The sequence below is a fragment of the Phenylobacterium sp. genome (assembly GCF_036502675.1).
GTDB lineage: Bacteria > Pseudomonadota > Alphaproteobacteria > Caulobacterales > Caulobacteraceae > Phenylobacterium.
In genome coordinates this window covers 1-25,525 of sequence record NZ_DASXYF010000052.1, presented here as the reverse complement: position 1 = coordinate 25,525, position 25,525 = coordinate 1, and the positions used below count along the sequence as shown (strand labels likewise).

Annotated in this window: 33 protein-coding genes; 21 read left to right on the top strand and 12 right to left on the bottom strand. The window is 67.3% G+C overall.

The features are described 5' to 3' along the window. Positions 1 to 13: 13 nt before the first annotated feature. The 4 genes from VGL30_RS05965 to VGL30_RS05950 all read right to left on the bottom strand — a co-directional run bounded on the left by VGL30_RS05965 (position 14) and on the right by VGL30_RS05950 (position 3,525). Positions 14 to 1,474, bottom strand: coding sequence for an MFS transporter (locus tag VGL30_RS05965; RefSeq protein WP_331537802.1), 1,461 nt, complete (start codon positions 1,472 to 1,474; stop codon positions 14 to 16). Then, positions 1,471 to 1,926: a MarR family winged helix-turn-helix transcriptional regulator gene (locus tag VGL30_RS05960; RefSeq protein WP_331537800.1), complete on the bottom strand. Its 456-nt coding sequence runs from the start codon at positions 1,924 to 1,926 to the stop codon at positions 1,471 to 1,473. Before VGL30_RS05960 ends, VGL30_RS05965 begins: the two co-directional genes overlap by 4 nt. Before the next feature lie 82 nt (positions 1,927 to 2,008). Then, positions 2,009 to 2,560 (bottom strand): SOS response-associated peptidase, encoded by a 552-nt coding sequence (locus tag VGL30_RS05955; protein WP_331537798.1) that lies wholly within the window; start codon positions 2,558 to 2,560, stop codon positions 2,009 to 2,011. Between the two features lie 35 nt (positions 2,561 to 2,595). Further along, the gene (locus VGL30_RS05950; RefSeq protein ID WP_331537796.1) at positions 2,596 to 3,525 is read right to left on the bottom strand and encodes a transglutaminase family protein; all 930 of its coding nucleotides are present in this window, start codon (positions 3,523 to 3,525) and stop codon (positions 2,596 to 2,598) included. A 106-nt stretch (positions 3,526 to 3,631) separates the two neighbouring features. On the opposite strand from VGL30_RS05950, the gene VGL30_RS05945 reads away from it, so the two are divergent. Then, positions 3,632 to 4,324: an N-formylglutamate amidohydrolase gene (locus tag VGL30_RS05945; RefSeq protein WP_331537794.1), complete on the top strand. Its 693-nt coding sequence runs from the start codon at positions 3,632 to 3,634 to the stop codon at positions 4,322 to 4,324. Here VGL30_RS05945 and VGL30_RS05940 read toward each other — a convergent pair whose 3' ends face one another. Genes VGL30_RS05940 through VGL30_RS05930 form a run of 3 tightly spaced genes read right to left on the bottom strand, consistent with a single transcriptional unit; the run spans position 4,325 to position 6,188 of the window. Next, the gene (locus tag VGL30_RS05940) at positions 4,325 to 4,996 is read right to left on the bottom strand and encodes a BON domain-containing protein (protein WP_331537792.1); all 672 of its coding nucleotides are present in this window, start codon (positions 4,994 to 4,996) and stop codon (positions 4,325 to 4,327) included. Between the two features lie 42 nt (positions 4,997 to 5,038). Further along, positions 5,039 to 5,491: a hypothetical protein gene (locus tag VGL30_RS05935; RefSeq protein WP_331537790.1), complete on the bottom strand. Its 453-nt coding sequence runs from the start codon at positions 5,489 to 5,491 to the stop codon at positions 5,039 to 5,041. A gap of 52 nt (positions 5,492 to 5,543) precedes the next feature. Next, complete coding sequence (locus VGL30_RS05930) at positions 5,544 to 6,188, bottom strand: S24 family peptidase (protein ID WP_331537788.1); 645 nt, start codon at positions 6,186 to 6,188, stop codon at positions 5,544 to 5,546. Positions 6,189 to 6,275: 87 nt separating this feature from the next. Here VGL30_RS05930 and VGL30_RS05925 point away from each other — a divergent pair, with 87 nt between their 5' ends. From VGL30_RS05925 to VGL30_RS05865, 13 genes are all read left to right on the top strand, one after another. Further along, positions 6,276 to 6,605: a hypothetical protein gene (locus VGL30_RS05925; protein ID WP_331537786.1), complete on the top strand. Its 330-nt coding sequence runs from the start codon at positions 6,276 to 6,278 to the stop codon at positions 6,603 to 6,605. Further along, positions 6,602 to 6,799, top strand: a complete 198-nt coding sequence (locus tag VGL30_RS05920; protein WP_331537784.1) for a hypothetical protein — start codon at positions 6,602 to 6,604, stop codon at positions 6,797 to 6,799. Before VGL30_RS05925 ends, VGL30_RS05920 begins: the two co-directional genes overlap by 4 nt. Positions 6,800 to 6,841: 42 nt before the next feature. Next, on the top strand, positions 6,842 to 7,420 hold the full coding sequence (locus VGL30_RS05915; RefSeq protein ID WP_331537782.1) for a hypothetical protein: 579 nt from the start codon (positions 6,842 to 6,844) through the stop codon (positions 7,418 to 7,420). 417 nt (positions 7,421 to 7,837) lie between these two features. After that, complete coding sequence (locus tag VGL30_RS05910) at positions 7,838 to 8,089, top strand: hypothetical protein (RefSeq protein ID WP_331537780.1); 252 nt, start codon at positions 7,838 to 7,840, stop codon at positions 8,087 to 8,089. Beyond that, the gene (locus tag VGL30_RS05905) at positions 8,086 to 9,444 is read left to right on the top strand and encodes a hypothetical protein (protein WP_331537778.1); all 1,359 of its coding nucleotides are present in this window, start codon (positions 8,086 to 8,088) and stop codon (positions 9,442 to 9,444) included. The genes VGL30_RS05910 and VGL30_RS05905 overlap by 4 nt, the downstream gene beginning before the upstream one ends. A 207-nt stretch (positions 9,445 to 9,651) precedes the next feature. Then, complete coding sequence (locus VGL30_RS05900) at positions 9,652 to 10,104, top strand: hypothetical protein (RefSeq protein WP_331537776.1); 453 nt, start codon at positions 9,652 to 9,654, stop codon at positions 10,102 to 10,104. Continuing rightward, positions 10,098 to 10,655, top strand: coding sequence for a hypothetical protein (locus VGL30_RS05895; RefSeq protein WP_331537774.1), 558 nt, complete (start codon positions 10,098 to 10,100; stop codon positions 10,653 to 10,655). The genes VGL30_RS05900 and VGL30_RS05895 overlap by 7 nt, the downstream gene beginning before the upstream one ends. 119 nt (positions 10,656 to 10,774) lie before the next feature. Next, positions 10,775 to 11,575, top strand: a complete 801-nt coding sequence (locus VGL30_RS05890; protein ID WP_331537772.1) for a hypothetical protein — start codon at positions 10,775 to 10,777, stop codon at positions 11,573 to 11,575. Between the two features lie 107 nt (positions 11,576 to 11,682). Further along, positions 11,683 to 14,187 carry a portal protein gene (locus VGL30_RS05885; protein ID WP_331537770.1) on the top strand — a complete coding sequence of 835 codons (2,505 nt, stop codon included), beginning with the start codon at positions 11,683 to 11,685 and terminating at the stop codon, positions 14,185 to 14,187. Between the two features lie 59 nt (positions 14,188 to 14,246). Beyond that, the gene (locus VGL30_RS05880) at positions 14,247 to 14,402 is read left to right on the top strand and encodes a hypothetical protein (protein ID WP_331537768.1); all 156 of its coding nucleotides are present in this window, start codon (positions 14,247 to 14,249) and stop codon (positions 14,400 to 14,402) included. A 124-nt stretch (positions 14,403 to 14,526) separates the two neighbouring features. Then, positions 14,527 to 15,456, top strand: coding sequence for an IS1595 family transposase (locus VGL30_RS05875; protein WP_331537766.1), 930 nt, complete (start codon positions 14,527 to 14,529; stop codon positions 15,454 to 15,456). Positions 15,457 to 15,639: 183 nt separating this feature from the next. Then, entirely contained in the window at positions 15,640 to 15,948 is a 309-nt protein-coding gene (locus tag VGL30_RS05870) for a hypothetical protein (RefSeq protein ID WP_331537764.1), read from the top strand. Between the two features lie 205 nt (positions 15,949 to 16,153). Beyond that, positions 16,154 to 16,330, top strand: a complete 177-nt coding sequence (locus tag VGL30_RS05865; protein WP_331537762.1) for a hypothetical protein — start codon at positions 16,154 to 16,156, stop codon at positions 16,328 to 16,330. Between the two features lie 108 nt (positions 16,331 to 16,438). On the opposite strand, the gene VGL30_RS18785 is transcribed toward VGL30_RS05865, so the two are convergent. Together VGL30_RS18785 and VGL30_RS05860 are read right to left on the bottom strand one after the other, a co-directional pair. After that, on the bottom strand, positions 16,439 to 16,876 hold the full coding sequence (locus VGL30_RS18785; RefSeq protein ID WP_414694960.1) for a type II toxin-antitoxin system PemK/MazF family toxin: 438 nt from the start codon (positions 16,874 to 16,876) through the stop codon (positions 16,439 to 16,441). 60 nt (positions 16,877 to 16,936) lie between these two features. Then, on the bottom strand, positions 16,937 to 17,815 hold the full coding sequence (locus VGL30_RS05860) for a hypothetical protein (protein ID WP_331537760.1): 879 nt from the start codon (positions 17,813 to 17,815) through the stop codon (positions 16,937 to 16,939). Positions 17,816 to 18,031: 216 nt separating this feature from the next. Here VGL30_RS05860 and VGL30_RS05855 point away from each other — a divergent pair, with 216 nt between their 5' ends. Continuing rightward, entirely contained in the window at positions 18,032 to 18,814 is a 783-nt protein-coding gene (locus VGL30_RS05855) for a hypothetical protein (protein WP_331537758.1), read from the top strand. Between the two features lie 15 nt (positions 18,815 to 18,829). Here VGL30_RS05855 and VGL30_RS05850 read toward each other — a convergent pair whose 3' ends face one another. Then, complete coding sequence (locus tag VGL30_RS05850; RefSeq protein WP_331537756.1) at positions 18,830 to 19,282, bottom strand: hypothetical protein; 453 nt, start codon at positions 19,280 to 19,282, stop codon at positions 18,830 to 18,832. 136 nt (positions 19,283 to 19,418) lie between these two features. On the opposite strand from VGL30_RS05850, the gene VGL30_RS05845 reads away from it, so the two are divergent. From VGL30_RS05845 to VGL30_RS05830, 4 genes are all read left to right on the top strand, one after another. After that, entirely contained in the window at positions 19,419 to 19,934 is a 516-nt protein-coding gene (locus VGL30_RS05845) for a hypothetical protein (RefSeq protein ID WP_331537754.1), read from the top strand. Between the two features lie 210 nt (positions 19,935 to 20,144). Then, positions 20,145 to 21,317: a P22 phage major capsid protein family protein gene (locus VGL30_RS05840; RefSeq protein WP_331537752.1), complete on the top strand. Its 1,173-nt coding sequence runs from the start codon at positions 20,145 to 20,147 to the stop codon at positions 21,315 to 21,317. A 70-nt stretch (positions 21,318 to 21,387) separates the two neighbouring features. After that, positions 21,388 to 21,696, top strand: coding sequence for a hypothetical protein (locus VGL30_RS05835; protein WP_331537750.1), 309 nt, complete (start codon positions 21,388 to 21,390; stop codon positions 21,694 to 21,696). Continuing rightward, the gene (locus VGL30_RS05830; protein WP_331537748.1) at positions 21,696 to 22,346 is read left to right on the top strand and encodes a phage adaptor protein; all 651 of its coding nucleotides are present in this window, start codon (positions 21,696 to 21,698) and stop codon (positions 22,344 to 22,346) included. Before VGL30_RS05835 ends, VGL30_RS05830 begins: the two co-directional genes overlap by 1 nt. A 172-nt stretch (positions 22,347 to 22,518) precedes the next feature. Here the strand turns inward: VGL30_RS05830 and VGL30_RS05825 are convergent, their stop codons facing one another. Together VGL30_RS05825 and VGL30_RS05820 are read right to left on the bottom strand one after the other, a co-directional pair. Further along, complete coding sequence (locus VGL30_RS05825; RefSeq protein WP_331537746.1) at positions 22,519 to 23,220, bottom strand: hypothetical protein; 702 nt, start codon at positions 23,218 to 23,220, stop codon at positions 22,519 to 22,521. After that, entirely contained in the window at positions 23,217 to 23,954 is a 738-nt protein-coding gene (locus tag VGL30_RS05820; RefSeq protein ID WP_331537744.1) for a sterol desaturase family protein, read from the bottom strand. The genes VGL30_RS05825 and VGL30_RS05820 overlap by 4 nt, the downstream gene beginning before the upstream one ends. Positions 23,955 to 24,285: 331 nt before the next feature. Between VGL30_RS05820 and VGL30_RS05815 the strand changes: the two genes are divergently transcribed. Together VGL30_RS05815 and VGL30_RS05810 are read left to right on the top strand one after the other, a co-directional pair. Then, a complete protein-coding gene (locus VGL30_RS05815) occupies positions 24,286 to 25,299 on the top strand; it encodes a hypothetical protein (protein ID WP_331537742.1) in 1,014 nt (337 codons plus the stop codon). 5 nt (positions 25,300 to 25,304) lie between these two features. Beyond that, a partial coding sequence (locus VGL30_RS05810; RefSeq protein ID WP_331537740.1) for a hypothetical protein occupies positions 25,305 to 25,525 on the top strand: 221 nt, incomplete at its 3' end.

The window sequence follows — 25,525 nt, the reverse complement described above, 5'->3', positions numbered from 1 at the left end:
TTGTCAGGCCGCGTCAGCTGTCGGCTTCGGTCACCAGGAGGCGACCGTTCATTTCGTCGCCGGCGTTGGCGGGGAGCCGGATGTAGTAGGCAAGCGAAACGAAGGTGATCAGGCCGATGATCACGAACGCCGGGGCGATGGCGTCCACCGTGATCCGGGTCTCGCCGCGCAGCTGCATGGTCGCGTGAAGCAGCAGGGCGGCGAGGCCCACGCCCACCGACTGGACGACCTGCTGGGACATGCTGGCCATGGTGGAGGCGCGGCTCATGCGCGGCTGGTCGATGTCGGCGTAGGACAGGCCGTTGAGGCTGGTGAACTGCAGAGACCGGAAGAAGCCTCCGGCCAGCAGCACCAGCATGATCGTCCATTGGGGCATTGAGGGCTGGAACAGGGCGTAGGCGACGAACAGGCTGCTGGTGATGAAGCCGTTGACGATCAACACCCGGCGGAAACCGAAACGGCGCAGGATGGGGGGCGCCACGGTCTTCATCACCAGGCCGCCCGCGGCGCTGATGAAGGTGAGGAGGCCCGCCCGGAACGGCGACAGGCCGAAGCCGATCTGGAAAAGCATAGCCAGCAGGAAGGGGCTGGCGCCCAACGCGATCCGCATGAAGCCGCCACCCATCACCGCGGCGTTGAAGGTGGGCAGGCGGAACAGCGAGAGGTCGACAACGGCGTTGGGGGTGCGCCGCGCATGGCGGCCGTAGAGCCAGAGGCTGACCGCGCCCACGATGAAGAGGGCGGCGACGGCGGCCGGCGGCAGCGCGTCTCGCCCCAGGTTCTCGAAGCCGAAGATCAGGCCGGCGAGGCCGACGCCGGTGAGGATCACTCCCCGCCAGTCCAAGGGTGGGACCCCCTGTTCCTCAACGTTCGGTACATGGCGCAGAACCAGGACCACGCCGATGACGGCGATCGGCAGGTTCATGAAGAAGATCCAGCGCCAGTCCCAGAAGGTGACGATGGCGCCGCCGACCACGGGGCCCAGGACCGGCCCGAGCAGCGCCGGCATGGTGAGGACGGACATGGCGCCCACCAGCTCATCCTTGGGCGTGGTGCGCAGGAGCACGAGCCGGCCCACCGGTACCATCATGGCGCTGGCCACGCCCTGGAGGATCCGCGCGGACAACAGCGCCCACAGCGAGGTGGCGAAGCCGCACATGGCGGAGCTGAGCGCATAGAGGACCATGGCCAGGACGAGGATTCGCCGCGCGCCGAATTTGTCGGCCGCCCAGCCGCTGACCGGCAGGAACACCGCCGAAGACAGCAGATAAAGGGTGACCGCGAGGTTCAGCCGGAGCGGATCCTCATGCAGGGCGTGGGCGATCACCGGCAGGGCGTTGAACAGCACCGTGGCGCTCAGGCTCTGCATCAGCAGCGCGGAGCCGATGATGGCGGGGACCAGCCAGCCGCGGACGGCGCGGTCGCTCTCCGCGCGCTCCAGGGCGACAATCCCGGAATTGGCGAGCCGGCTCATGAACCGACCGCCAGGAGTTGCAGCAGAGGGTTGCAGGCGTCGGCCACTTGCGCGCGGGCTTCGGGCGAAAGGCGGGCGAGGCGCGCAGCCAGCCAGTCGTTGCGGCGACGGCGGATGGCCTCGATCTGCCGCAGGCCCGCAGGCGTGACGATCAGGCCCGAGCGGCGGCCGTCCGCCGCATCTTCCATGCGGCGGACCCAGCCGGCGGCGGCCAACCGCTTGACGTGGCCGCTCATGGTGGGGCGGGAGATCTGCTCCTCGTCCGCCAGGTCGCAGACGCCGATGCCGGGTACGGTCCTGATCCGCGCCAGCAGCATGGAGTCGAGCGCGGAGAGACCAGCCTTCTGGCCCTCCTGCCGCAGGCGGCGCGATAGCCGCAGCAGAGCGGGCCGCAGAGCTTCGGCGAGGTCGATCATGTCCTGCGGGCGGGCGGCGAGTGTGGTGGCGGTCATCCGAAGCAGCATGAGATAGTTAGGTTGACAAACTATCTACAATCGCGCGGGACGCTCGTCAAGGTCGATGGTCGCCCGGAAGCTAGCGAAGGCGCCGAACGCTGAAGGTTCCTGCGGGGGTGGGTGCGAGGGGAGGCTGGGCGTCGGCGGGGCCCAGCCAGGCGGCCCACTGGTCGCGGGGCAGGATGACGATCTGCCGGTCGTGGTAGGGCGCCACGTCGGGGCCGGGCTCAATAGTGAGCATCGTGAAACGGTCGTCGCGTGCAAGGCCCGCGATGCAGAAGAGTTCCCGGTCGGGGACGCTGAACCGCCACTTGGACTTGGGCGCCTTGGCGCCGGTGAATTCATAGAAGCCGTCGGCGGGGATCAGGCAGCGGCCGACCGGGAAGCGACGGCCTTCGGAACGGAAGTTGATGACCGGGCCGCCCCTGGACCGCGGAAAGCCCCAGCGGAGCTGCTGCAGGACGGCGCCGTTGTCACCGCCGAGGACCACCGGGGCTGGATCGGTGGGGCGGATCGAATCGCGCGGCTCGAGGTTCGGCGCGCCGCCTATCCAGGCGAGCGGCAGCTTGAGGGTGCTGAACGCCTCGGCCAGTTGATCGAGGGACTGACGGAAGCTGTACTCGTTGCACATGGGATCCCCCCGCCGACGGCGTGGAGGGAAGGAGGCTACAAGGCCGGGGCGATTTCGGCGAGCCTGCGGGGGTCCGGTTCGGGCTCCACATGGACGTCGACCTCAACGTCCATGCCCTCATAGGCCGAGGCGGGGCCGGACCAGGTTCCGTGCAGGGGCAGAGCCTGGCGGGGGTCGCGAGCGACGGCGACGCGAATCAGGTCGGCGTTGCCGACGATGCCGTTGGTGGGGTCGAACTCCACCCAGCCGCAGCTCGGCAGGTAGACGCGGACCCAGGCGTGGGTGTGGCCGCCGCCGCGGCGAACCCGGTCGCCGCGCCCAGCCGAAGGCGAATAGATGTAGCCGGAGACGAACCGGGCGGCGAGGCCGAGGGAGCGGACGGCCTCGATCATCAGCATGGCGAGGTCGCGGCAGCTGCCGGTTCGGAGCTCCAGGGTCTCGATCGGCGTCTGCGGGCCGCCGCGCAGACGTACGCCGTAGGTGAACTCCTCGCGGATCGCCCGGGTCATCTCGGCCAGCAGGCCCAACACCCGGGTCGGGCGGCCGGCGTGGGTGAAACGCCGGGCCCAGGCTTCCAGGGCGCCATCGGGATCGGGATGCTGACGCTCGATGGAGCGCAGGAGGTCGGGCATGTCCTCGACGCTATAGGCGAAGGGATAGCGGACCGAGGCGTCGATCTCGTCGTCCGTGTCCGTGGCCAGGGGCGAGGGGGTGTGTTCGAGCCGCACGACGCTTTCGAAGGCGAGCTCGCGGCTGCGCTCGGCGAACCTGGCGACGGCCACGCAATTGCCGAACACATCCTGCACATACCGCAACTCGGCGGGTTCCGGACCGATCGCCAGCCGTGACTCCAGGAGTCGCTGGTCGTAGCTCTCCTGCGGCCGGAACATGATGCGGTGTTCGCCGAAGAACACCGGTTCCCGGTAGCGGTAACGCGTCAGGTGGCGGACGGAGAGAATCGGCATGACAAGTGAAGTTACGCCGAAGGCGGCAACCGGATTCACGCGCCTTCTCGTCGCAGGCGATCCGGAGCCGGCGATTGTCGCCAATTTGGACGGGTGCGGACCGTTTGTGATCGTTTGTGATCACGCCGGACGCGCCGTCCCGCAAACGCTGGGGACGCTGGGCCTCCCGGCCGAGGCGTTCGAGCGGCACATCGCCTGGGACATCGGGGCCGGCGAGGTCGGCCTGCGACTGGGGCGGGCCCTGGACGCGCCTGTGGTCCAGCAGCGCTATTCGCGCCTGGTGATCGATTGCAACCGCGCGCCGGAGCGGGCGGACGCCATCGTGGCGGTGTCGGACGGAACGGAGATTCCGGCCAATGCGGCGTTGAGCCCCGCCGCCGCGGCCGTGCGGGTCGCCGAGGTGCACGCGCCCTACCACCGGCGGATCGCCGAGGTGCTGGACGCCCGGGCGGCGGCGGGGCTTTCCACCGTCGTGGTGGCGATCCACAGCTTCACGCCGTGGATGAACGGCGTCTCGCGGCCGTGGGCGTACGGGGTGCTGCACCTGGGGGATTCGCCACTGTCCGCCGCCATGCTGGCGGAACTTGCCAGCGAACCTGGCCTGGCGGTGGGCGACAACGAGCCTTACGCCATGGACGGCGTCGACTACACCGTGCCGGCGCACGCCATCGCCCGGGGGCTGGACTACCTCGAGCTTGAGATCCGGCAGGACCTGATCGCGGATGAGGCCGGCCAGGCCGCGGCGGCGGCCCGATTGGCGCGGCTGGTCACCCGGGCGGCGGCGCGCATCTCCGGCTAGCTAGAAGCGGAAGCCGTGGCGGCGGACGCGCAAGTTGTTCTGCACGTGGGGCACGCCGCGCAGTTCGGCCAGATCCTCGGCGCGGCGCTTGTCCTGGCGGTCACGGACGGCGCCGTTGAGGGTGACCTCGGCGCGGTCGACCACGACCTCGATGTCGGAGGCGTCCAGGCCGCGCTCATTGGCGAGACGCTGGCTGACCACCGCCCAGATCACCCGGTCCGACGGCGCGCCACGGGGACGGCGCCGGTCGTCGCCATAGGCGTCGGGCCGCCGGCCGAACCAGGAGGAGACTTCCTCGCCGGCCCGGTCCATCCAGGAGCGGCGCTCGACGGGGCCGTCCTCCGGGCGGGGGCCGGCGGCGGCGTCGCGGGCCTCCGCTTCCGTATAGGGGCCGCGATCATAAGCGTCGCGGTCGTCGGCGAAGCGGCGGTAGCCGCGGCGGCGGGCGGGATCGTAACCATAGTCTTCGCCGTAATCGGCCTGGCCGAAGTCGTCTCGCTCAGGCATGGCGTCCGCGATGCGATAGCCGGTGCGATGGACGGGGTCATAGCCATAGTCGCGGCTGTAGTCGGCCTGTCCGTCGTCCGGCGAAGGGGAATCGTAGCGACGGCGGGGCGCTTCGCGGTCCAGGTCGTCGCGAAGGGGGCGCCCCCGGATGTCTCGGTCTCTCATGGCGCATGCCTTTCCAGGGCGGGAACAACTCGGCTCGCCTGCTCAACAGGCGCCATGGGGTTCTTGTTCCGCTTCGCCTTCGCCATGGATACGCAGCGCGCGCCGGGCCGCCCGGGCGGCGGCCAGCAGGGCGCGGCCTTGCGCATCGAACATATCGGCCGCCCCGCGGCAGACGGACGCCGATCCCTCGAAGTCGCGGGAGACCGCAGCGCGAGCGGATTCGCCGGCGAAATGCGCCGCCTCCGCCGCCTGCTGCGCCCGGCTGACGGCGGCCAGAAACCGGCCCGTGGCCGAGGCGCGCCATGCTTGCAGCTTCCGCAGGCGGGCCTGGGCCGCAGCCTCGAGCTGATCTTCGGAGCGCGTCCGCGGCGGCTGAAGGGCGAGTCCCGACCAGCAGACGCCGCGATGACGGTCGACCTCCTGCCGCCAGGCCCGCACGCCCGTCGCGTCGCGGCGTCGCTCATCATCCAGCAGATCGAGCCAATCCAGGTTCATGCACGAACTGTATGTTATATACTTAATAAGTGCAACCAGAATGTGCGCCATCTCAGCCGGCCAAGCGGATCACCTTGCGGGCCTGGAAAGGCGGGATGATCGCGGTGATGTGCGCGGCCCACCGAAGCCTGGCGTCCTGGCGGGTGGAGCCGGCGAGGCTCTCAAGGTCGTAGCGACCCGGCATGGACCCGCGCAGCAGGCGCTTGACCAGCACCTCGTCGGTGTCGAGCTCGACGACGACCACGTGGCCCAGCATGTCGGGCGTAGGCGGGGTGCGTTGGTCTTCGAAATAGATCAGGGCGCCGTCGTCGGCGACGCCGCGCATGGAGTGGCCGACCACGCGCAGGGCGACCGCGCGGTCGGTTCCGCCAGGGGGGACGGGGGCCATATCGCCGTCTTCCTGCCCGTTGGCAAGCAGGACGGAGCCCTCCGGGTTCGCGCCGACCCGGCCGATGATGCGGACCAGGCCCGCCTCGGCGCCCGCGTGCATCGGGCCCGCGGCGTCGTACAGCCACTCGGGGCGCACGTCGAAGGCGGCGGCGTACTCCTTAGCCTTACGGTAGGAGAAGGGGGCGTTGCCGTTCTCGTTGGAGGCGTAGGTGTTGCGGTTCCAGCCGAAGGCGTCCGCGGCTGACGCAGCCGTCTCATAGCCTTTCTCCGTGCGGGCGAGGCGCAGGCGCTGGGATCGCTCATCCATGTTCATGCAGCCTTAGATAGCGTTGGACCTGTACCTAGAATACAGGTTTTCGTTGCGCAACCACTGTATCTAACATACAGTCCGCGCATGACCAGCGCATCCGAAACATTCGGCTCCATCGAGTCCGCGTACGCCGCCTTGCGCAGAGGCGGCGCACCACCGGGCGTTGTCCGAACTCAGCTCGCCTTGCCTGCGCCGACCGCGGCGCGGCTGGAGGCGGTGTTCCGGATGCGGGCGGCGCGCGGCGGCGGGGAGGCGCAGCCGAAGTTCGCCAGGCATGCAGCTCATGCCGCCGCGGTGATGGCGCAGGGTGGGTTCCCCAGCCTGACCGAGCGGCGGGTCGGAAGATCGAGCATGCGGGTCGGCCTTCCGCTTATCTGGCCGACGGCCGAGACGACGACCAGGGTGCGCACATGAGCCTGAGCGGCGAAGGGGCGGCGTCGATGGTGGCGAGCGCGCTCAGCCGTCGCGCCGCACCGGTGCGGGCGGAATTCCTGCGCGAACTCCTGGCCTATGCGGCGGCCGGGCTGGCGGTGATCGAGACGCCGCCGGCGGCGGCCGAGGCGCTCTACCGGCTGGCCGACGCCGTGGTCGAGCACGGTCCGCCCTGAGAGCGGCGCGAACGGTTCAACACGACATCTCAGGAGAGGCGGATGAGAGGCAGGCTGGATCTGGCGCGGCGCGAACGCGAGCGTCTGCAGATGCTGGAGAGGCGGGCGGCCGAACGGACCGAACATCTCGCCATCGCGGAAGGTGTCGCCGAGACCGTGGGCCTTTCCCGCGCGCGGGGCAGTGCGATCGAAGCGCCCCAGCCGGCCCCCGGACGGCGGGAAGGACACTATCGCCGGCAGCCCGGCCTGGAATGGCTGACCCGCAAGGGCCGGCTCAGCGCCGCGCAGCGGGCGGCGGGCGAACGCTATGGTGCCTGCTACCGGCGGGCCAAGGTGGAGGGATCGATTCCTTCGACCCTGAACATCAAGCCGCGGACCAGCGCGCCGGGCGGGGCGCCGCTGTCGGCGATCCTGTCGCATGCGGAAGGCACGGCGCAGGCCGCGGCGCGCCTCGTGATCCTGCGCGGACGGCTGTCACGCCAACGGGACCTGGTGGCCGCCTGCGACCAGGTCTGCGGTGAGGAGCTGACCCCGCGCGAGGCGGCGGCGGGGGAGCGCGAGGCGGGCCGTCTGGAGGCGGTGCTGCTGGTGGCGCTGGATATCCTGGCGAGCGAGGCATAATGTTCTCCATTTGTTCTTGACTTCGCGCGGAATTATGAGATGATTTTGACATCGGTGGGATTTGCGTCTGTGGCGCAGCGCGCACCTCGAAAGGCCGGCCCCTGAGGGCGGCCGTCCGTGTCTTAGAGCTCTTGTCAGCCTGGCGGGCCTTGCAGCCCTGCGAGCGCCTTCGGGCGCCGCGACCAGGCTGGGTGAAGACGGCGACGCCCGTCTGCGACGCCGTTCCTCCGCCTGCCGCCTCCCCCGGGCGGACTGGCGCGGCGCCCGGCGCCTCTTCGCCGCAAGCTCGAGACCCCGACACGAGGACGCGCCGCCCAGGCCCCCCGCGCCCGGCTCCGGATACGACAACGCCTCTCGTGGGGCGTGGAGCGGGCGCGGGGGTGTTCCCGCTGCGACCCGATGCCGATGGAGACGCCCGTGCCGGCCCGCAGACCCAGCAAGACCGGCGAGGCGTTCGACGTTCGAGAGGCCGCGAAGGCCCTGGGCGACCTCGCCGTGGAGACGCTGGGCCAGATCATGCGCGGTGACGGCAGCGACGCGGCCAAGCTGGGCGCGGCGCGCGAGGTGCTGGACCGCGCCTATGGCAAGGCCCGGGCCGCCGACGAGGCGGCCGCCGAGCCGGTGACCGTGGTGATCCGGCGGTTCGGTGACGACGAGGCGGCGGATTGAGCGGCGAAGCGCCTGACAAGCCGCCGCGGCGCCGCAAGTTAGAGCTGCCCGCCGGCTGGGTTCCGCGATCCTACCAGCTGCCGCTCTGGCGCTACCTGCAGGATGGCGGCCTGCGCGCCGACGTGGCCGCCCACCGGCGATGGGGCAAGGACGAGGTGGCGCTGAACTGGGCGGCGGTGGCGGCCCAGTCGAAGGTGGGGAGCTATTGGCACCTGCTGCCGGAGGCTTCGCAGGCCAGGAAGGCGATCTGGGACGCCGTCAACCCGCACACGGGGCGTCGGCGGATCGACGAGGCGTTCCCGAGATCACTGCGGGCGTCCACCCGGGACGCGGACATGATAATCCGCTTCACCAACGGCTCGACCTGGCAGGTGTGCGGCTCGGACAATTACAACAGCCTGGTGGGATCGCCGCCAGTGGGGGTGGTGTTCTCCGAGTGGGCCTTGGCCAAGCCGGATTGCTGGACCTACATCCGGCCGATCCTGGCGGAGAACGGCGGCTGGGCGGTCTTCCTGTGGACGCCGCGGGGCCGCAACCACGCGGCGCGGGCGTTCGAGGCGCGCAGCCTGGATCCCAGCTGGCTCGCCTGGCGCTCGGCGGCGACGGAGACGGATGTGTTCACGCCGGAGCAACTCGCGCGCGAGCGGGCGGAGCTGATCGCCGAGACCGGATCGGCCGAGGAGGGCGAGGCCCGCTTCGCCAGCGAATACCTGGTGGACTTCGACGCCGCTGCGCCCGGCGCCTATTACGCGAGCCTGCTGGCCGAGGCGCAGCGGGACAGGCGGATCGGGCGCGTACCCTATGACCCGGCGCTGAAGGTCGACACCGCCTGGGACCTGGGCGTCGACGACTACACGGCCATCTGGTTCCTCCAGCAGGTCGGCCGCGAGGTGCGGGCCATCGACTATTTCGAGACCTGCGGCGAGGGGCTGCAGGCCATCGCCCGGGCGGCCATCGGGACCAGGCCCTACCATTACGGGACCCACTACCTGCCGCACGACGTGATGGTGCGCGAGCTGGGGGCGGCGGGACGCTCGCGGTTCGAGACCCTGGGCGGCCTGGGCCTCAGGCCCATCCACGTGGGGACGGCCGCGGACCCGGAGGAGCGCATCAACGCGGCGCGGCTGACGATCCCGGTGACCTGGTTCGACGCCGAGCGCTGCGCCCTGGGCCTCGACCGCCTGCGCGCCTACCGCAAGCGCTGGAGCGGGGCCACCCGCAGCTACGCCGGGCCGTTGCACGACGCCGCGAGCCACGGCGCGGACGCCTTCGGCGAGTTCGCGGTGAACAGGCGGGGGGCGGGGACGCCGCAAGCGGCGCGCGCGGGGCGGGGCGGGCGGAGTTGGATGGGGTAAGGACCGACCTTCGCCGCGTGACGTGCGAAAGGATTCCCATACTATCGGACAACGGGAAAGGGCCCGCAACTCGCCGCACAGGTTGATCGGGGACGGGCACCGAACTGACGGCGCGCGCCAGGCTTGTCGAGGTGCAGTTGTTCTGATTATGTTCTTCCCCTGAGGGGGGCGGCGACGGTGGGCGGGGGAGGAATGATTCGAGCACTTATGACGGCCGGGCTGTTGGGGTGCAGCGGCGCGGCGCAGGCGGCGGGGTGTGCGGACCTGTTCAAGTTCGAGCCTGAAGGGCGGCTCGCCGTGGCCGACGTGGCGCGGCTGGGCAAGATGGTGTCGATCGAAGGCGCCGGCGATCGTTCGATCATCGCCTGGACGTTCGAACCCGCCGATCGCCCGGCAAAAGGCGCGTGGCGTGGGCTGGTGGTGGTGGCGGCGACGGGATCAGACCTCGGCACGCCGGTGGCGGGCGGCGTCCTGTGGACCAGCTCGGAGGCGTCGTTCGGGACGATGCCGGCGGTGCTGAGCCGGACGAGGGACGGCGTGAAGCTGGTGGTCGCGCCGCGGACGCGAATGAGCGGTTGTCCGCGGGGCTTCGTGGCCTTCCTGGGCGACGACGGGATGTTCGAGGCTGGCGGCGCGAAGCTGGGAGCGTTGCGGTGGTGAGGGCGACGGCGATCCTGGTCGTGGCCCTGGCGTTGTCCGGGTGCGGGCGCAGCGGCGGAGAGGCGAAGACGGCGGGGGTTCGCCCAGTATCGACCTACCCGCAGTGCCGCCAGTATTTCAAGGTCGATCCGGCCGGGACGCTGGGGGTGGCTGAGCTGCTGAAGCTCGCCGCCGAGCGCCAGTACAGCGATCCGGGAACGCCTCCCGACCATCTGGTCGGCGGCGCGCTGGTGTTTCGCAACTTCGACAGCGAGGTGGCGCCCATCGACCATGACCGGACGGGTCTGGGCGTAGTCTACGCCCTGAACGGGCGCGCTGGCTCGCCTGCGGTGGGCGCGGTGGTTTGGGTCGACTCCCGGGTTGGATTTCCGACCGGCGGCGGGGCGCAGTTCGAGCGGAAAGCGGACGGCGTTTACCTGACCCTCACGCCCGAGGAGGCGCCGCCGCCCGACCCCCAGAGCGGACCGTGGTGCCGGGGCGGCTACGTCTTCAAGCTCGACAACGGCGGGGCGCTCCACGCAGACGGGTTGAGGATCGGGGCGCTTAACTAGACGCGGCCGACGTTCCGCTGTTCGCCAGCCTTCGCAATCGCGGGCTCGCCTGAAAGGCGAGGCGGATTTTCTGCGCGCTGTTGGCCTTTCCAGGACCCAACAAACAATGAGGAAGACCGATGTCTCCGGATGCTGATGCAAATCGTCGGCGCTCTTGGCTCGACGACCCCGAACACCTGCTCTCAAACCTTCGAAGCGCGGCGGATGCGGTCATCCAGCGGGCAGTCGCCTCCGGCATAGGTTTTTTGCGGAACGATCGTCCCGATCTCGACAGGTTGCGAGGCGCGGCGCCGGCGAGCGGCGGACGCCTGGATTACGTCGCTGATTTGAGCGACCCAGCCATGGCCTCCGCCCTGACAACGCGCGCCGGCCGCGACGGCTATGCGTACATCGACGAGTATCCGGCGACAAATCTGGGCGTGCGGACATCGTACGAGCAGTTGCGATCAGGCGTCCGCGATCTCGTCGCGGGCAGGCCGGTTGATGCCAGCGCCCTGGGGCCGCACGTCAGCTACGTCAACGACGATCCGGGGGCGCCCAGTTCCCGGCAGCCGGTGACGGCAAGCACGGCCGGCATGGTCGCGGCCGCGATCCTCGACGCCGGCCTGACATCCGCAAACATCAACAGCACCACCGGCGGCATGCACCAGAAGGGCAGCAATCACTACAAGGGACGAGCGATGGATATCAATCGCGTCGATGGACTTCCCGTGGGCGGGAAGGGCGCGTCGAACACCGATCCAGCCGCCACCGCCGCCTACACGTCGCTTCAGAACGCGCTGCGCCGGCAACCCAATATCCGCGAGAACTTCGGACCAGCCTTCCAAGAGAAGACAGCGCGGTTCGGCTTCGCGCCAACCCCGGTTCCCTCCCTGCGGGCGAGCCATCAAAATCACGTCCACGCCGGCGGTCAGCGCTGATCTTGCCGAACGGCCGCGCCTTCACCGGCTCCGACAGGGGCTGAGCGTCCCAAACGACCGAACGCCTTGACCTTCGCCACCGTCCCGGCGGCGGAGCGGGAGACCCCATGACTGATGATATCCTGAAGGAAGCCCGCGAGGCCTTCGAGCTTTCGGCCGACCATGAGGCGGAGAACCGGCGCGAGGCGCTGGACGACCTGCGCTTTGCCCGGCTGGGCGAGCAGTGGCCGGAACAGGTGCGGCGCGACCGGGAACTGGACGGGCGGCCCTGCCTGACCATCAACCGGCTGCCGGCCTTCATCCGTCAGGTGGTCAACGATGCGCGGCAGAACAAGCCGGCCATCGTCTGCCACCCCGTGGACGGGGCGGCCGACCCGCAGACGGCGGAGATCTTCAACGGCCTGATCCGCCACATCGAGCAGTCGAGCGACGCGGAGGTGGCCTATGACACCGCGCTGGATTTCGCGGTCACCGGCGGCTTCGGCTACTTCCGCATCAACACTCGCTACACCCGCGACGACGCCTTCGAGCAGGACATCGCCATCGAGCGGGTGGCGAACCCGTTCTCGATCTACGGCGATCCGAATTCGACCGCGGCGGACTCCTCGGACTGGAACACGGCCTTTGTGGTCGACAGCCTGCCGAAGGCGGCGTTCGAAGCGCGCTGGAAGGGGGCCGACGCCGTGGACTGGGCGGCGGACGCCTATGCGGGGCTGAACGGGCCATGGCTCGACGGCGACCAGGTGATGGTCGCCGAGTACTGGCGGCGCGAGCCGGTGAAGCGGACCATCGTGGCGCTGTCCGACGGCCAGGTGGTGGAGCTCGACGCCTACCGCAAGGAGAAGGCGCTGTTCGACGCCCTGGGGGTGAGCGTGGTGGGCCGGCCGCGCGAGGCGGCCAGCCAGAAGGTGACCCAGCGGATCATGACCGGCGCCGAGGTGCTGGAGACGGTGGAGTGGGCCGGGCGGTTCATTCCCATCGTGCCGGTCTACGGCGAGGAGCTGCACGTGGACGGCCGCCGGCGGCTGCGCGGCCTGGTGCGCGACGCCAAGGATCCGCAGCGGATGTTCAACTACTGGCGGACCACCACGACGGAACTGGTGGCGCTGGCGCCCAAGGCGCCGTTCATCGGCCGCAGGGGGGCGTTCGACACCGACGCGGCCAAGTGGGCGAGTGCGAATGTGCAGACCCACGCCTACCTGGAGTACGACGGCGCGGAGCCGCCGCAGCGCCAGCCGTTCGCGGGCGTGCCGGCCGGGGCCATCCACGAGGCCCTGAACGCCGCCGACGACATGAAGGCGATCATGGGCCTGCACGACGCCAGCCTGGGCGCGCGCTCCAACGAGACGTCTGGCCGGGCGATCATGGCGCGGCAGCGGGAGGGAGACGTCTCCACCTTCCACTACATCGACAACCTGGCGCGTGCGATCCGCCACGCCGGGCGGATCCTTATCGACCTGATCCCCAAGGTCTATGCGACGCCCCGGGTGGTGCGGGTGCTGGGCCCCGGCGGGGAGGCCGGGCTCGTGCCGGTGAACCAGAAGGTGCAGACCAAGGCCCCGGACGCCGACGGGCGGGCGCGGGCGATCGAGCGGATCTACGACCTATCGGCCGGGCGCTATGACCTGACGGTGCGCTCCGGCCCTTCGTTCACCAGCCGGCGGGAGGAGGCGGCGACCCAGATGATCGAGCTGATCCGCGCCTATCCGCCGGCGGCGCCGCTGATCGGCGACCTGCTGGCCAAGAACCTCGACTGGCCGGGCGCCGACGAGGTCGCCCGGCGGCTGGGGGCGCTCCTACCGCAGCAAGTGCGCGGGCCCGCACCGGAGATACAGCAGGCCCAGGCGCAGATGGGCCAGATGGGCCAGGCGCTGCAGGCCGCCAAGGCGCGCATCGCGGCGCTGGAGCAGGACCGCAGCCACCAGGCGCGGAAGCTGGAGATCGACGCCTTCGAGGCGCAGACCAACCGGATGAAGGTGGCGGGGAGGCATCGCCGGATGCTTCCGCGCCTTGAGCAAGGTGCACGGCTGCCCGCCAAGATCGAGGCGGCCCAGCGGATCAGCAAACAGGAGTACATCCTTCACGCGGGCCACCACAGTGACGAGGGCGACGCGCTCAGGCACGCGGAGTGGTCACGCCGAACCGCGGATGTCGCCGGCCCGGTTTTCACGAAGATGGCGGGCTGGGAACACGAAATCCAGGGCGTGCTGCCGCAGGTGGGGTTGGGGCCACAAGGCGTCAGACTCGCGCCGGGACAGCCGCTGGGAGAAGCCGCGATGGACCTGCGGAACAACCCCGAGGGGGTGCGCGCCTCGAGGGAGAGGCGGCCAATCGATCGTTCCAGGCTCCAGACGGCGCCCGGATCAAAGCTGGTCAGCCCTGTGGGCAAACCCCAGCCATGCGCACGACGCCCGACGGGTAAAGATGGCGTCATGGCGGACGAAGCAAGACTGGAAGCACGCTCGAAGTGGCGAATCTGGCCGGTCCTGGCCGTGATCGTTCCCGGTCTGCTGATCAGCGCCGCCGTGCTGTTTTGGCCCCGCGTGGGCCAGTACACTGTCGTCCTCTTGGGCGCCGACATTTATGCGCATGGGGGCGCTCGATATTTCTGAAGTCGGGCGGCCACGTTATCTACCCTCAGACCTGTACGGATGTCTGTGACGATGCGGTGGTGGAGATCTACCCCACCGGCTCATATGGTATCGACGTTGTTGTCGAAGATCAGCAATGCATGTTGTGTGAAAACGTTTATACCGACTATGGAGCGACGCCGACTGACGTCGTCGGCGGCCGAGGCAAGCTGCAGCTCAAGACAGAATTTCGCTGAAAGCCCCCCACCCGCGGCGGATCAGCACATAATGTTCCTATTTTGTTCTTGACATTCCCGGGCGTTATTATACTTGCCGTACCCACCCGGCGTGATAAGGTAGCTCCTATAAGGAGTTACCCAGATGTCGGTTCTCAGCGCCCCGCACTTCCACAACGAGAAAGCCGCCTACGCCTACGTTGAGGCGCGCGTCTGGCCGGAAGGCCCCGTCTGCCCGCATTGCGGCGGCTTCGAGCGCATCAGTCTCATGGGCGGCAAGTCCACCCGGATCGGCGCGTACAAGTGCTACCAGTGCCGCAAGCCCTTCACCGTGAAGGTCGGGACCATCTTCGAAGCCTCGCACGTGCCGCTGCGGTTCTGGCTGCAGGCCATGTTCCTCATGGCGTCGTCCAAGAAAGGCATCAGCTCTAACCAACTGCACCGCACCTTGGGCGTGACCCTCAAGACCGCCTGGTTCATGTCGCACCGCATCCGCGAAGCCATGCGCGACGGCGAATTGGCGCCCTTCGGCCATGGCGGCGGCACCGTCGAGGCGGACGAGACCTTCATCGGAACCGATCCTGACGAGCCCAAGGCCAAGCGCGGCGGGAACCACAAGATGAAGGTGCTGAGCCTGATCGACCGCGAGACCGGCCGCGCCAAGTCCACTGTTCTGGATTTCATCAGCGCCAAGGCGATCGGCGAGATCGTTGTCGCCAACCTGTCCAAGGAAGCGATCCTGATGACCGATGAGGCTCGCCATTACGTGAAGCTCGGCAAGGGCTTCGCGGGCCACGGCCACACCAACCACGGCGCCGGCGAGTACGTCTCCCGCTTCAATCCGCAGGTCCACACCAACACTGTTGAGGGCTTCTTCTCCATCTTCAAGCGCGGCATGCGCGGCGTGTACCAGCACTGCGGCAAGCGCCACCTTCACCGCTATCTGGCGGAATTTGACTTCCGATATTCCAACCGCGGCGCGCTGGGGATCGGCGACGTGCCGCGGGCCGATACCCTGCTGGCCGGTGTGGTCGGCAAGCGGCTCACCTATCGAACAGCTCGTGGGCAAGCGTGAGAAGCGGGAGCCTCCAAAGCGCCGAAAAGGGCGGCAACGATGGCGTACCAAGCCTCACCGATGAGGCGAGTTGAATGGATCTAACCCCCACTGATAGGGGTTGTTGCTTTGTAAAGGACGGTCAGGCAACCTATATAGGAGGGACCTGAGACCAACCCGACCATGGCCACGATTACAATCCAAGTGAACGCCACCCTGCAGTGGTTCGCGAAGCGCGCGGACCGTTCGGGCAGGCTCATCGCCGTCTGCGACCCACTCGGCATCGCCATTGAGGCGGACTCCGAAGACGAACTCCGCTCGCTCATGGAAGAGTCGACCGAGTTGCTCTTCAAGGACCTCATCGAAGATGACGAGTTCGACCAGTTCCTCCGCGACCGCGGCTGGACCGCGAGCAACGGCCACCAAATTGGGACAGAAGAAGTGAATTTCCGCGTACCCATGGAGCTTGTGCTCGGCGCATCTTCGCGTGGTACCGAACACCGCCCTCGTTAATGCCATCCGGTCAAAGGGGTTTTCTTACAAGACCCGAAGCGACCGGATGGAGATCTATAAGCAGAGCGGCACCACGAAACGCATTTTCATTCGGCGACATCGCAACCACGACCCTGAGTATGCCTCCACAATCCTGCGGCAGGCGGGCTTCGCGGAAGGCGAGATTATCAAGTTCCTAGCCGTGTACGACCAGAGGAACTGAGCCATGCCAGTCAAGACGCCCAAACGGCCCCATGAAGACGAGGCGCAGAGCCGCCGGTTCATCGAAACCGCAAAGGCGCTAGAGGCCGATGGCGACCTAAGCCTCACCGAAGGCGAAAAGGCGTTTGAGCGGCTGTTGGAGCGGGCCATACCCCCCAAAGAGAAGGGGCGCAGCGGCTAAGCTGCGCCCCGATCTGACGGCTCCGACAGCTTGTTATCGCCAGCGGAGCCCGCTGCCCACACACGGGTCGGCAGTCTCAAGCCCGATGCCGAGGCAGAGCGGGAGCTTTTAGCTAGGATCTTTTAGGTGCTCTGTCAAGTGTTTAAGGTTTAGGGCGCAAAGTACGGCGCGCTGAATCCCACGTAGATTCGTCGCAGATATAAGAGCGTTATAGTAAACGCGGTTGCCGTATCGGTCTCTGCCCATCCTGAATGGTGAAAGACGATGATGACCTACTGTGGCAAGCATATCAGATTTGGCCCAACACTCTTCTGAATCGAAAGGTTCGGGCAGCATTGGGCTTAGTCTAAGCTTAAAGTGATAATCTTGAACGTGGTCTGGTTGAGAAGTGCTGAGCGGGACGACCGTGCACAGGCCCTCACGACGCCTGAGTCTCGGCGTAATGACAACCACGGGGCGCCGCTTCACCATTTCGGGCTCCTTGAAGCCCGGCTCATAGTCACAAGCGAGGATCGCGCCGGGATTAGGGTGAAAGCTAAGCGCCATTGTCCCGCTGCATAACGGAGTCGGACCGAAGTTCCTACGACGCCGCTAAACCCCGCCCCGCTATCCCAGCAGTTCCGCGGCGGTGGGAACCCCTTCACCGTCCTCGTTGAACACATCGACTTGTTTCATCATGTGCTGGTTGACGGCCTGAAGAATATGGTTCGCCTCGTGTGGCTGATAGACGTTCTCAGCGTGCATGGTGGCGTTGCGCCATGGGTTCTTGATGGCGTCTAGGGTTGTGTAAAGCGCCTCGACCTTGCACCCCTCAGAGCCGGGCATCCTCAGTTTGGCCGGGTACTTGGCGTCCATTGCGTCCTTGATGGCCTTTAGGACCGTGCCCCAGTTTCGCTCGGCTGGCTTGGTGGGGTCGGGGATCTCCAAGAATGCCGCCAGCGCGCGGATAGAGACCTCTAGCGCGCGCATCGCGTGATACGCGCTGGCCGTCGCCCGGCCCAGAGCGAGGCACTTCGCGGCCTCCTCCAAATCGAACATAATCGAGGGGTACCGGTCCGAGATTTGCTGGCCGAACAATTCGGCCCCGGGCCTGAGGTACATGCTCTCCTGATCGTTGAGAACAAACAGCCTAACCAAGCCCAGCTCATCCCTCAGACGGGAGTCGATGTCTTGCAGGGCTTCGCCCATCTGCACCCAAGTGTAGTGTTCGTTATTCTCTAAGTTATCTCTAAGGCGCGTCGCCGAAATTCGCGCCGCGCGGGCATAGAGTTGGTTGGTTGCCTCGATCATACCCTCTATCGCGGCGAGCAATGGCTGGCGGTGAGCCATATCAATGGATACTTTCCATATCTCCTGATCGTTAGACTGCTGCATGTAGGTGTGCATGCGTCGCAATTCCTGCACCGCGTGCATGAAGGACTGACCGTTGATTTCAAGCACGTCCAACAGGCTCCGCCAGCCCGAAAGGCTTACGGGCGCGTTCATCCTAACGCCTCACCCGCCAGAGTCGAGCGGATTGGGTACGCGAAGTATAATAACGCCCATTCCCGCGGGAATTTGAGAGACTTCGTGCGTCGTAGGGGATTGCGTCCGCGGCTTGCAGCGTAGCGCGCAGCCATTCCCCGGAGTGACGTTCCCGATCCCTATTCGCCTGTCGCGCGCCGCCTCTGCGGCATCGCAGGCCTGACTCCAGAGGACAGCATGGAAGATGAAGACGCGACCGCGTTCGACGCGGCGGGCGCTCAGCCGGGCGCGGGCGATATGGTGCAGGTGGAGCATGAGGGGGAGGTCTATGAGGTCCCCGCGGCGCTACAGAACGCCTTCCTGGCCCAGACCGACTACGCGCAGAAGATGCAGGCGCTGTCGGGTCACGCCCGCGAGCTCGACACCCGCCACCATGCGTTGGGCCGGGCGGCGGAGCTGGCCGAGCAGGCGCTGGCGGACCGCGCGCAGTTGCACGTGCTCGATCTGCATCTCGCGACCTATCAGGGCGTGGATTGGAACGGCCTGGCCGCCGAGGATCCCCAGCGCGCCGAACTGCTCTGGCGGCAGTTCCAGGAGACGCAGGCCGTGCGCGCCGAGTTCGCGCAGGTGGTCGCCCATTCGCACGACCGCCGCCGCCTCGATGCAGAGCGGGAGAAGGCTCAGCAGTTCGCCAGCGCCGGTCAGGTTCTGGCCCGCGAAATCGAGGGCTGGTCGCCGGACGTGGCCAACAAGCTGGTGGAGTACGCCGCGGCCTTCGGCGTGACCCTTGACGAACTGCGCGAGGTAGCCGACCCGCGTCTCTGGCGCATCCTGCACCGCGCCCAGCAGGGCGACGAGGCGGCCCAGCGCCAAGCGACGGCGGACTCTACGGCGCAGATCCAGGCCGTGCGACCGGCGGTGACCGTGACCGGCGCGGCGGCGGGCTCAGGCGGCGTGCGCGACGAACTGGGCGCCGCGGAATGGATGCGCCGGCGCAACGCGCAGGTGACGAGAGGATAGGGGCACCGCCGGCGTTTAGCGCCAGCTTCGAACCCTCACATAGGCGACGATCAAGGCGGAAACGGCCAAGGCCGAAGCGATCGGTCCGCCGATGTAGACAAGGCGCGGTTCCTCGGCCGCCGCCGCAACCGCATGGGTGAACACGAGCGATGGCGGCAATCCGAAGATGATGAGCGGCACGGTGATCTGCCCGATCGGTCTATCCGCGCCTTCGCCCCGAAAGCGCTTAAAGGCCAGATAGATGTGGAAGATCGCCGAAAGCCAGTATGCGATCACAAAAGCCCGGATCGAAAATATTCCATCTTCTATATTGCTTTCGTTCCAGGCCCAGAGTGGACCAACTATACCAATAAATAAAAATAGGGTTGCACCCCGACAGAGCGGCCAGGGTATATTTTCACTCCAATGATCTGGTTCTGTGTCTCGAATCTCATATTTTGGGGGCTGTTTTTGCAAGTCAGTTGCCATTTCATCGTGTCTGAACGCCGCCTAGATCCGGAGATTTCATCGCATGGACAGTCAATGGGAGCGTGACGCTCGCGCCAGGGCGGCTCGCGTAACCCAGGACAATGCTCGCGCCGGCGTTCCTGGAGGATCGCAGGGATTGGCTTCGGTGCGGCTGCCCAATGGCGATACGGTCCAAGACTATGTTCCCGGCTCTTTGATGGGAAGTATTGAGGAGGGGACGAAACAAGCCGGCAAGTTCATTTTGCAGAACGGGCCCAAGGCGTCACGCTGGGTGGCTTACGGCGGGAAGGGCATGCTTAAGGCGCCTAGTTTGGTGCTCGACGCCGCAGAATTCCATAACGCTAAGAACAAAGCTAGAACTGGAAGCGGCATAGCCGGAGGAATGGTTGGATCTGCAATCGGCGCGGGACTTGGAGCGTTTACCGCTCCCGTCACAGGTCCCGTCGGCGCCATCGCCGGCGCCGCTGTGGGGAACGCGGTCGGCGAGTACCTGGGCAAACAAGCCTATGATCATCGCGATGAGATCGTCCAAGGACTGAGATCCGCCGCCGACGACCTGACCAGGCGCAACGCACAGGTCATGACGACAGGCTGGGGCGGGGCTCAGGTCGACCAGGGCGTCCGCCAGGCGGTGTTCGGACCGCGGTTCTGACGATCGCCGATCCACCGGTGCGAGACCACGCATCCGCATCTTCCCGAGCCGCCTACTAAGGCGATCTGGATGGCGCAGCCGGCGCGACCGCGCCGAGCCATTGCGACCTGAAAAAGCGAATTTTTTCAAAGTATACGAAGTGCGAACGCGGCGTGCAGGGCACGGCGTGATTCGCCGTACCGATCATTCAACAGAGGACTTGAAAGGCTTATGGCCAATACGATTCTGACCGCCACGGCGGTGACGCGCGAAGCTTTGCGCGTGCTGCATCAAAAGCTGAACTTCGTAGGCTCGATCACCCGGGAATACGACGACAGCTTCGCGCGCAAGGGCGCTAAGGTGGGCGACACCCTGAAGGTACGGCTGCCGAACCAGTACGTGGTGCGATCCGGCGCTACGCTGGCGGCGCAGGACACCACCGAGCAGAGCGTCGACCTGAAGGTGCAGACCCAGAAGGGGGTGGACCTCAACTTCACCTCGGTCGACCTGACCATGTCGTTGGACGACTTCTCCGAGCGGGTGATCGAGCCGGCGATGAGCGTGCTGGCCGCTACCATCGAGGCGGACGCCATGACCATGTACCGCGACGTCTACAACCAAGTGAACAACCAGGCGGCGGCCGCGACCTTCGCCAAGATCCTGCAGGGCCGGAAGTTGCTGGTGGACAACCTGGCGCCGCTGGCCAACCGCACCGCCAACTTGAACACCCAGGACAACGTCGACCTAGTGGACGCGCTGAAGGGCCTGTTCAACGACCGGACGGCCCTCCCCAAGCAGCATCGCGAAGGCTATATGGGCCGCACGGCGGGCTTCGACTTCATGGAGAACACGCTGTGGCCGTCGCACCCGCGCAGCGCGGCCAACGGCGCCTACCTGACCAACGGCGCCAGCCAGACCGGGGCGACGCTCACCGTCGACACCGGCGCCAACGCGCCGGCCCAGGGCGACGTCTTCACCATCGCTGGGGTCTTCCGGGTGCATCCGGAGACCAAGCAGTCGACCGGCATCCTGCAGCAGTTCGTCGTCGGCGCCGGGGCCACCACGACTTCGTGGCCGATTTCGCCTTCGATCGTGACCTCCGGCGCGCTGCAGAACGTCTCCGGCGCGCCCGCGGACAATGTGGCGATCACCATCGCGGGCACGGCGTCCACCAACCACGGGATTTCGCTCGCCTATCACAAGAGCGCCTTCTCGTTCGCGACGGCCGACCTGGTGATGCCGCGGGGCGTCGACTTCGCCGCGCGCGAGGTGTTCGACGGGATCTCGATGCGGATCGTGCGCCAGTACAACATCAGCACCGACCAGTTCCCGTGCCGCCTGGACGTCCTCTACGGGTTCAAGACCCTGCGTCCGCAGCTCGCCTGCCGCCTGGCCAACAACTAGGCGGCCGACGCTTCGCCGGACGCTGCAAGCGGCGCCGGCGACCAGCCTTCCCCACATCCTTGGAGGCCCTATGGGCGCATTGATCAATGAAGACCGCTTCGGCGTCTGCCAACTCGCCGTCGACGTGGCGTCGGTGGCGGCAAACACCACGGCGGAACAGACCTTCACCCTGCGGGGCCTCAGGTCTGGCGACTTCGTCTCGGTGGTGAAGCCCTCGCTCAACGCCGGGCTCGGCGTCGTCAACGCCCGGGTATCGGCCACCGACACCATCGCCATCAAGTTCGTCAACGCCACGGGCGGCGCCATCGACCCAGTTTCGGAAACCTATCTGATCTTCTGGTTCCGCGGCGAAAAGACGCCGACAGCGGTCAATCCCTAGTGGCGATCACCACCTATGCGGAGCTCCAGGCCGCCATCGCCGACTGGGTCGAGCGCGGCGACCTGACGTCCCGGCTGCCGGCCTTCGTCGCCAACGCCGAGGCCAAGGCGAACCGCTGGCTGCGCGACCAGAAGCTGGAGGCGCAGGACGCCGCCAGCGTCGATACGGCGCTCACGGCGCTGCCACAGGACTTCGCCGCGGTGATCACCGTGCAGCTACGGCTCGGTGCGTCGGAGCCGTACTCCAGGCTGGATCCGGCCCTGTCCGACGTGCTGGCCTCCTACGACAGTGACGTGGGCGCCAGGGGCCGGCCGCGCTTCTACGGCCTCTTGGGCCCACAGTTGCAGCTCTACCCGGCGCCGGACCGAGCTTACGCGGTGTTGCTGACCTACTTCGCGAAGCTGCCGGCGCTGTCGGACACGAACACCACGAACTGGCTGCTGGAAGACGCCCCCGACGTCTACCTCGACGGCTCGTTGGCCGGCTTCTACGAGTTCGACCGCGATTTCGAGGCGGCCAACCGCTACCTGCAGAAATTCGAGGCTGGGCTGGGCGAGCTGCGCGACGCCCGCCGCCGGCCGACCGGCAAGCTGCGCGTGGACGCCGCGCTGCAGCGCCAGCGCAACTACGACATCACCCGGGACATCTGAGGAGTCGACAATACCGCAAATTGTCCTGCGGATCGCCGTCCACGAGCGCCTGGCAGCGTGTCCGCGCGGACGGCTGGATTGATGATCTGCGGGTCACAAGGCGTATAGCGCGCTACGCCGGTGACCGGGGATTCTCCCGTCCATAGCGGCCCTTCCGCGATCTTGGAGCGCCCTAGAAAGCCGCGCTCATCATGGGCTGCAAGACGAGGTGCACTCCAATCGCAGCCGTCTCGTTGGCGACGAAGCCATGCCGGACATAGAGCCAGCCCCAGAAGGCGCCCGGCAGAAAGAAACGGCAGAACATCCACGCGGCTGTCACCGGCGTCAGGTCGACCATAGGCCCAGCGTTCAACACGACGTTCACCAAGTGCGCCGCCGACATCCCAAGAAGGGCGAGTGGAAACGCCAGCTTCCGTTGGGGAAGGGCCAGGCGGAGCAGCCAGGCGAACAGCCCGCCGAGGAACAACCGGTGCAGCGCGTTCTCGTTGAACGCGCGGGTGCAGTAATAGAACAACCGCAGGGCCAGGGGCTGATTTTCAAAAGCAACGTAGCTCGCCGGCACGACGGCCTTGAAGACCACAGCGTCCATTGCGGCGCACCAAGCCGCGACGCCAGCGCAGATGAGGATGATCGTCGAAACCGGCCATCGTAATCCGTGGACCGGAAGGATGAAGCCGTTCCTGCGCTGCAGCCACAGACCCGCCGTCCACACGCCTATCATGGCGACAAAACGCAAGGCCGGGCTGCCCATCGTGAGCCGGTCGAAGCCGGCGTCGAACGGGATCAGGTAGGCGATTCCCGCGCTCGCAAGAATGGCCAGCGGGAGGCCGATGCGCAGAGGCGCGGGCTTTTCGAGGGGAGGGGAAGCGGTCAAGTCAGGCGGCCGACGCGCAACGGCCACACGACGATGTCGATCAAGCCGGTGGGACGGGAGGGCAGGCCTGTCTTCGGCACGTGCAACGGCCGGCAGTAGCTGCCCAACACCATGTCGAACGCCGGGAAAAGGGCGGCGTAGTTCGAGCCGTAGTCGGCTGGTTCTGCGGAGTGATGCACCCGATGATAGGCGGGTGAGTTGAGCAGCCAAGACCAGCGGCCGAAGTTCACGTTAAGGTTGGCGTGGCTGAAGAAGTGATACAGGGAGACGAGGCTGTAGACGGCGAGGATCTCTGGCGTGGCCTTGAACACCAGCCCAACGGCCAGCCAGATCGTCACCGCCTTTAGCAGCGGCTCGGCCCAGAAGTGTCGGGCGCCTGTGGTGGCGTTCATGTTCGGATCCGAATGGTGCAGGGAATGCATCCCCCAGAGCCACGGCAGGGCGTGCTGTGCACGGTGAAAGAGGTACTCGCCGAGGTCCATCGCCACGGTGAAGCCGACAGCGCCCGCCCACAGCGGCCAGCGCGCGAGATCGACCAGGCCGCCGCCCGCGGCGTTGGCTACCAGCACCGTCAGGGCGGCTGTAGCCGGCTGGAAGGCGACGCCGGCGGCCGTGTAGAGCGCCCAGGCCGCCAAATTGGTCTTTCGGGCGGTTGGGTCCCGCCTCGCCGCCCAGCGCAGTTCCGCCAGGGTGAGAACGGCAACGAGGCCGAGGCTCAAGAGCAGGGCATGCATCGGCGGATGCTACCGCGGGAGTGTTGAGACTTCATCGCCGGATCGCGCGGCAGACCTATGACGTGAACGTCTTCTATCCCTGTCCGCCTGATCGCAGCGGGCCCCAAGTCTGAACAGACCGACGATCCTCGCGAGCAGTCCCCTCATGGCTGCACCATGACAGCAACTCTACCACAAGCAAGCGATTCACGACATGGCGCCCATGGACATCGTGCTCCTCAGGGGCTTGCGCGCCTGAGTCAGCGCGTCACCCGAGCAGCCAAGCCACCGATGTGGCCGCCTGCCCTCTTGCAATCCGACGACGACACCACACCCACTATCTGAGGACGCCATGGCCGACGACGTCACAATCACCGGCTCCACGCCGTCCGGCGCCGTCATCGCGGCCGACGACATTGGCGGGGTCAAGCATCAGCGCGTGAAGATCGAGATCGGCGCCGACGGTTCGGCGACCGATGTCTCGACCGCCAACCCCATGCCGGTCAGCGACGCCGGCGGCAGCTTGACCGTCGATGGCACGGTGGCGATCTCCGGCGCCGTGCCGGTGACCGACAACGGCGGCTCGCTTACGATCGACGGAACGGTCTCCATCACCGCCAACAGCGCCGTGAACGTCGCACAGGTGGCCGGGACCGCCGCCGACACCAATTCCGGAGCCAAGTCCGCCGGGACCTTGCGGGTGGTGCTCGCCACGGACCAGCCGCAGCTCACCAACAAATTGCTGGTCACGCCCGACCTGCCTTCCGGCGCAGCGACTGCGGCCAAGCAGCCTGCGCTGGGGACCGCCGGAACGGCCTCCGCGGATGTCCTGTCCGTCCAGGGCGTGGCGTCGATGACGCCGCTCGCCATCGGGGCCACAGCCTCGAACCCGGCCTCGACGCTCACCCGGCCGGCCAACACCACGGCCTACACGGCCAACAACCTGGTCGGCTCGTCCGTCACCGCAGGCTCTGTCGTCGTCCCCAGCTTCACCGCGGCCCGGATCGCCGCGGGCTCCTTCCGTGTGGCCGAGCTGCGGCTGGCCAGCAACCACACCACCGGCCTGGCCGGCGTGCAGGTGACGGTGCGGCTCTGGACGGCGGCGCCGACCTACACCAACGGCGACGGCGGGGCCTATGCGGTGGCCACCTCCGGCGCCGGCGTGAACTACCTGGGCACGTTCGTAGGGACCTTTGAGCAGTTCGCGGACGGCGCCGCCGCGATCCTGTCCTCGCAATCGGGCTTCGTAAGGTCGGTCAAGCTGGCGTCCGGCCAGACGGTCTACTGGGACCTGCAGGCGCTCACCGCCTTCACGCCGCAGTCCGGCAAGACGTTCACCCTCACGCCCAGCCTCGAACAGGACTGAGCCGGATGCCGCCGCACGCATCCCTGCTCCAGCGCCGGCGCTCGGTGCAGGGCTGGAGCCTGCTGCTGCAGGACCAGTTCGCCGCCTTCAACGTGCGCACCCGCGGCCGCGCCGGCGGCGAGGGGCCGTTCGAGCAGAGCTGGCAGGAGGGGACGGGCCTCTGGACGCCGCGCAACCACTTCTTCGCCGGCGAGGACCTCGGCGTCTTCAACAACGGCGAATGGGC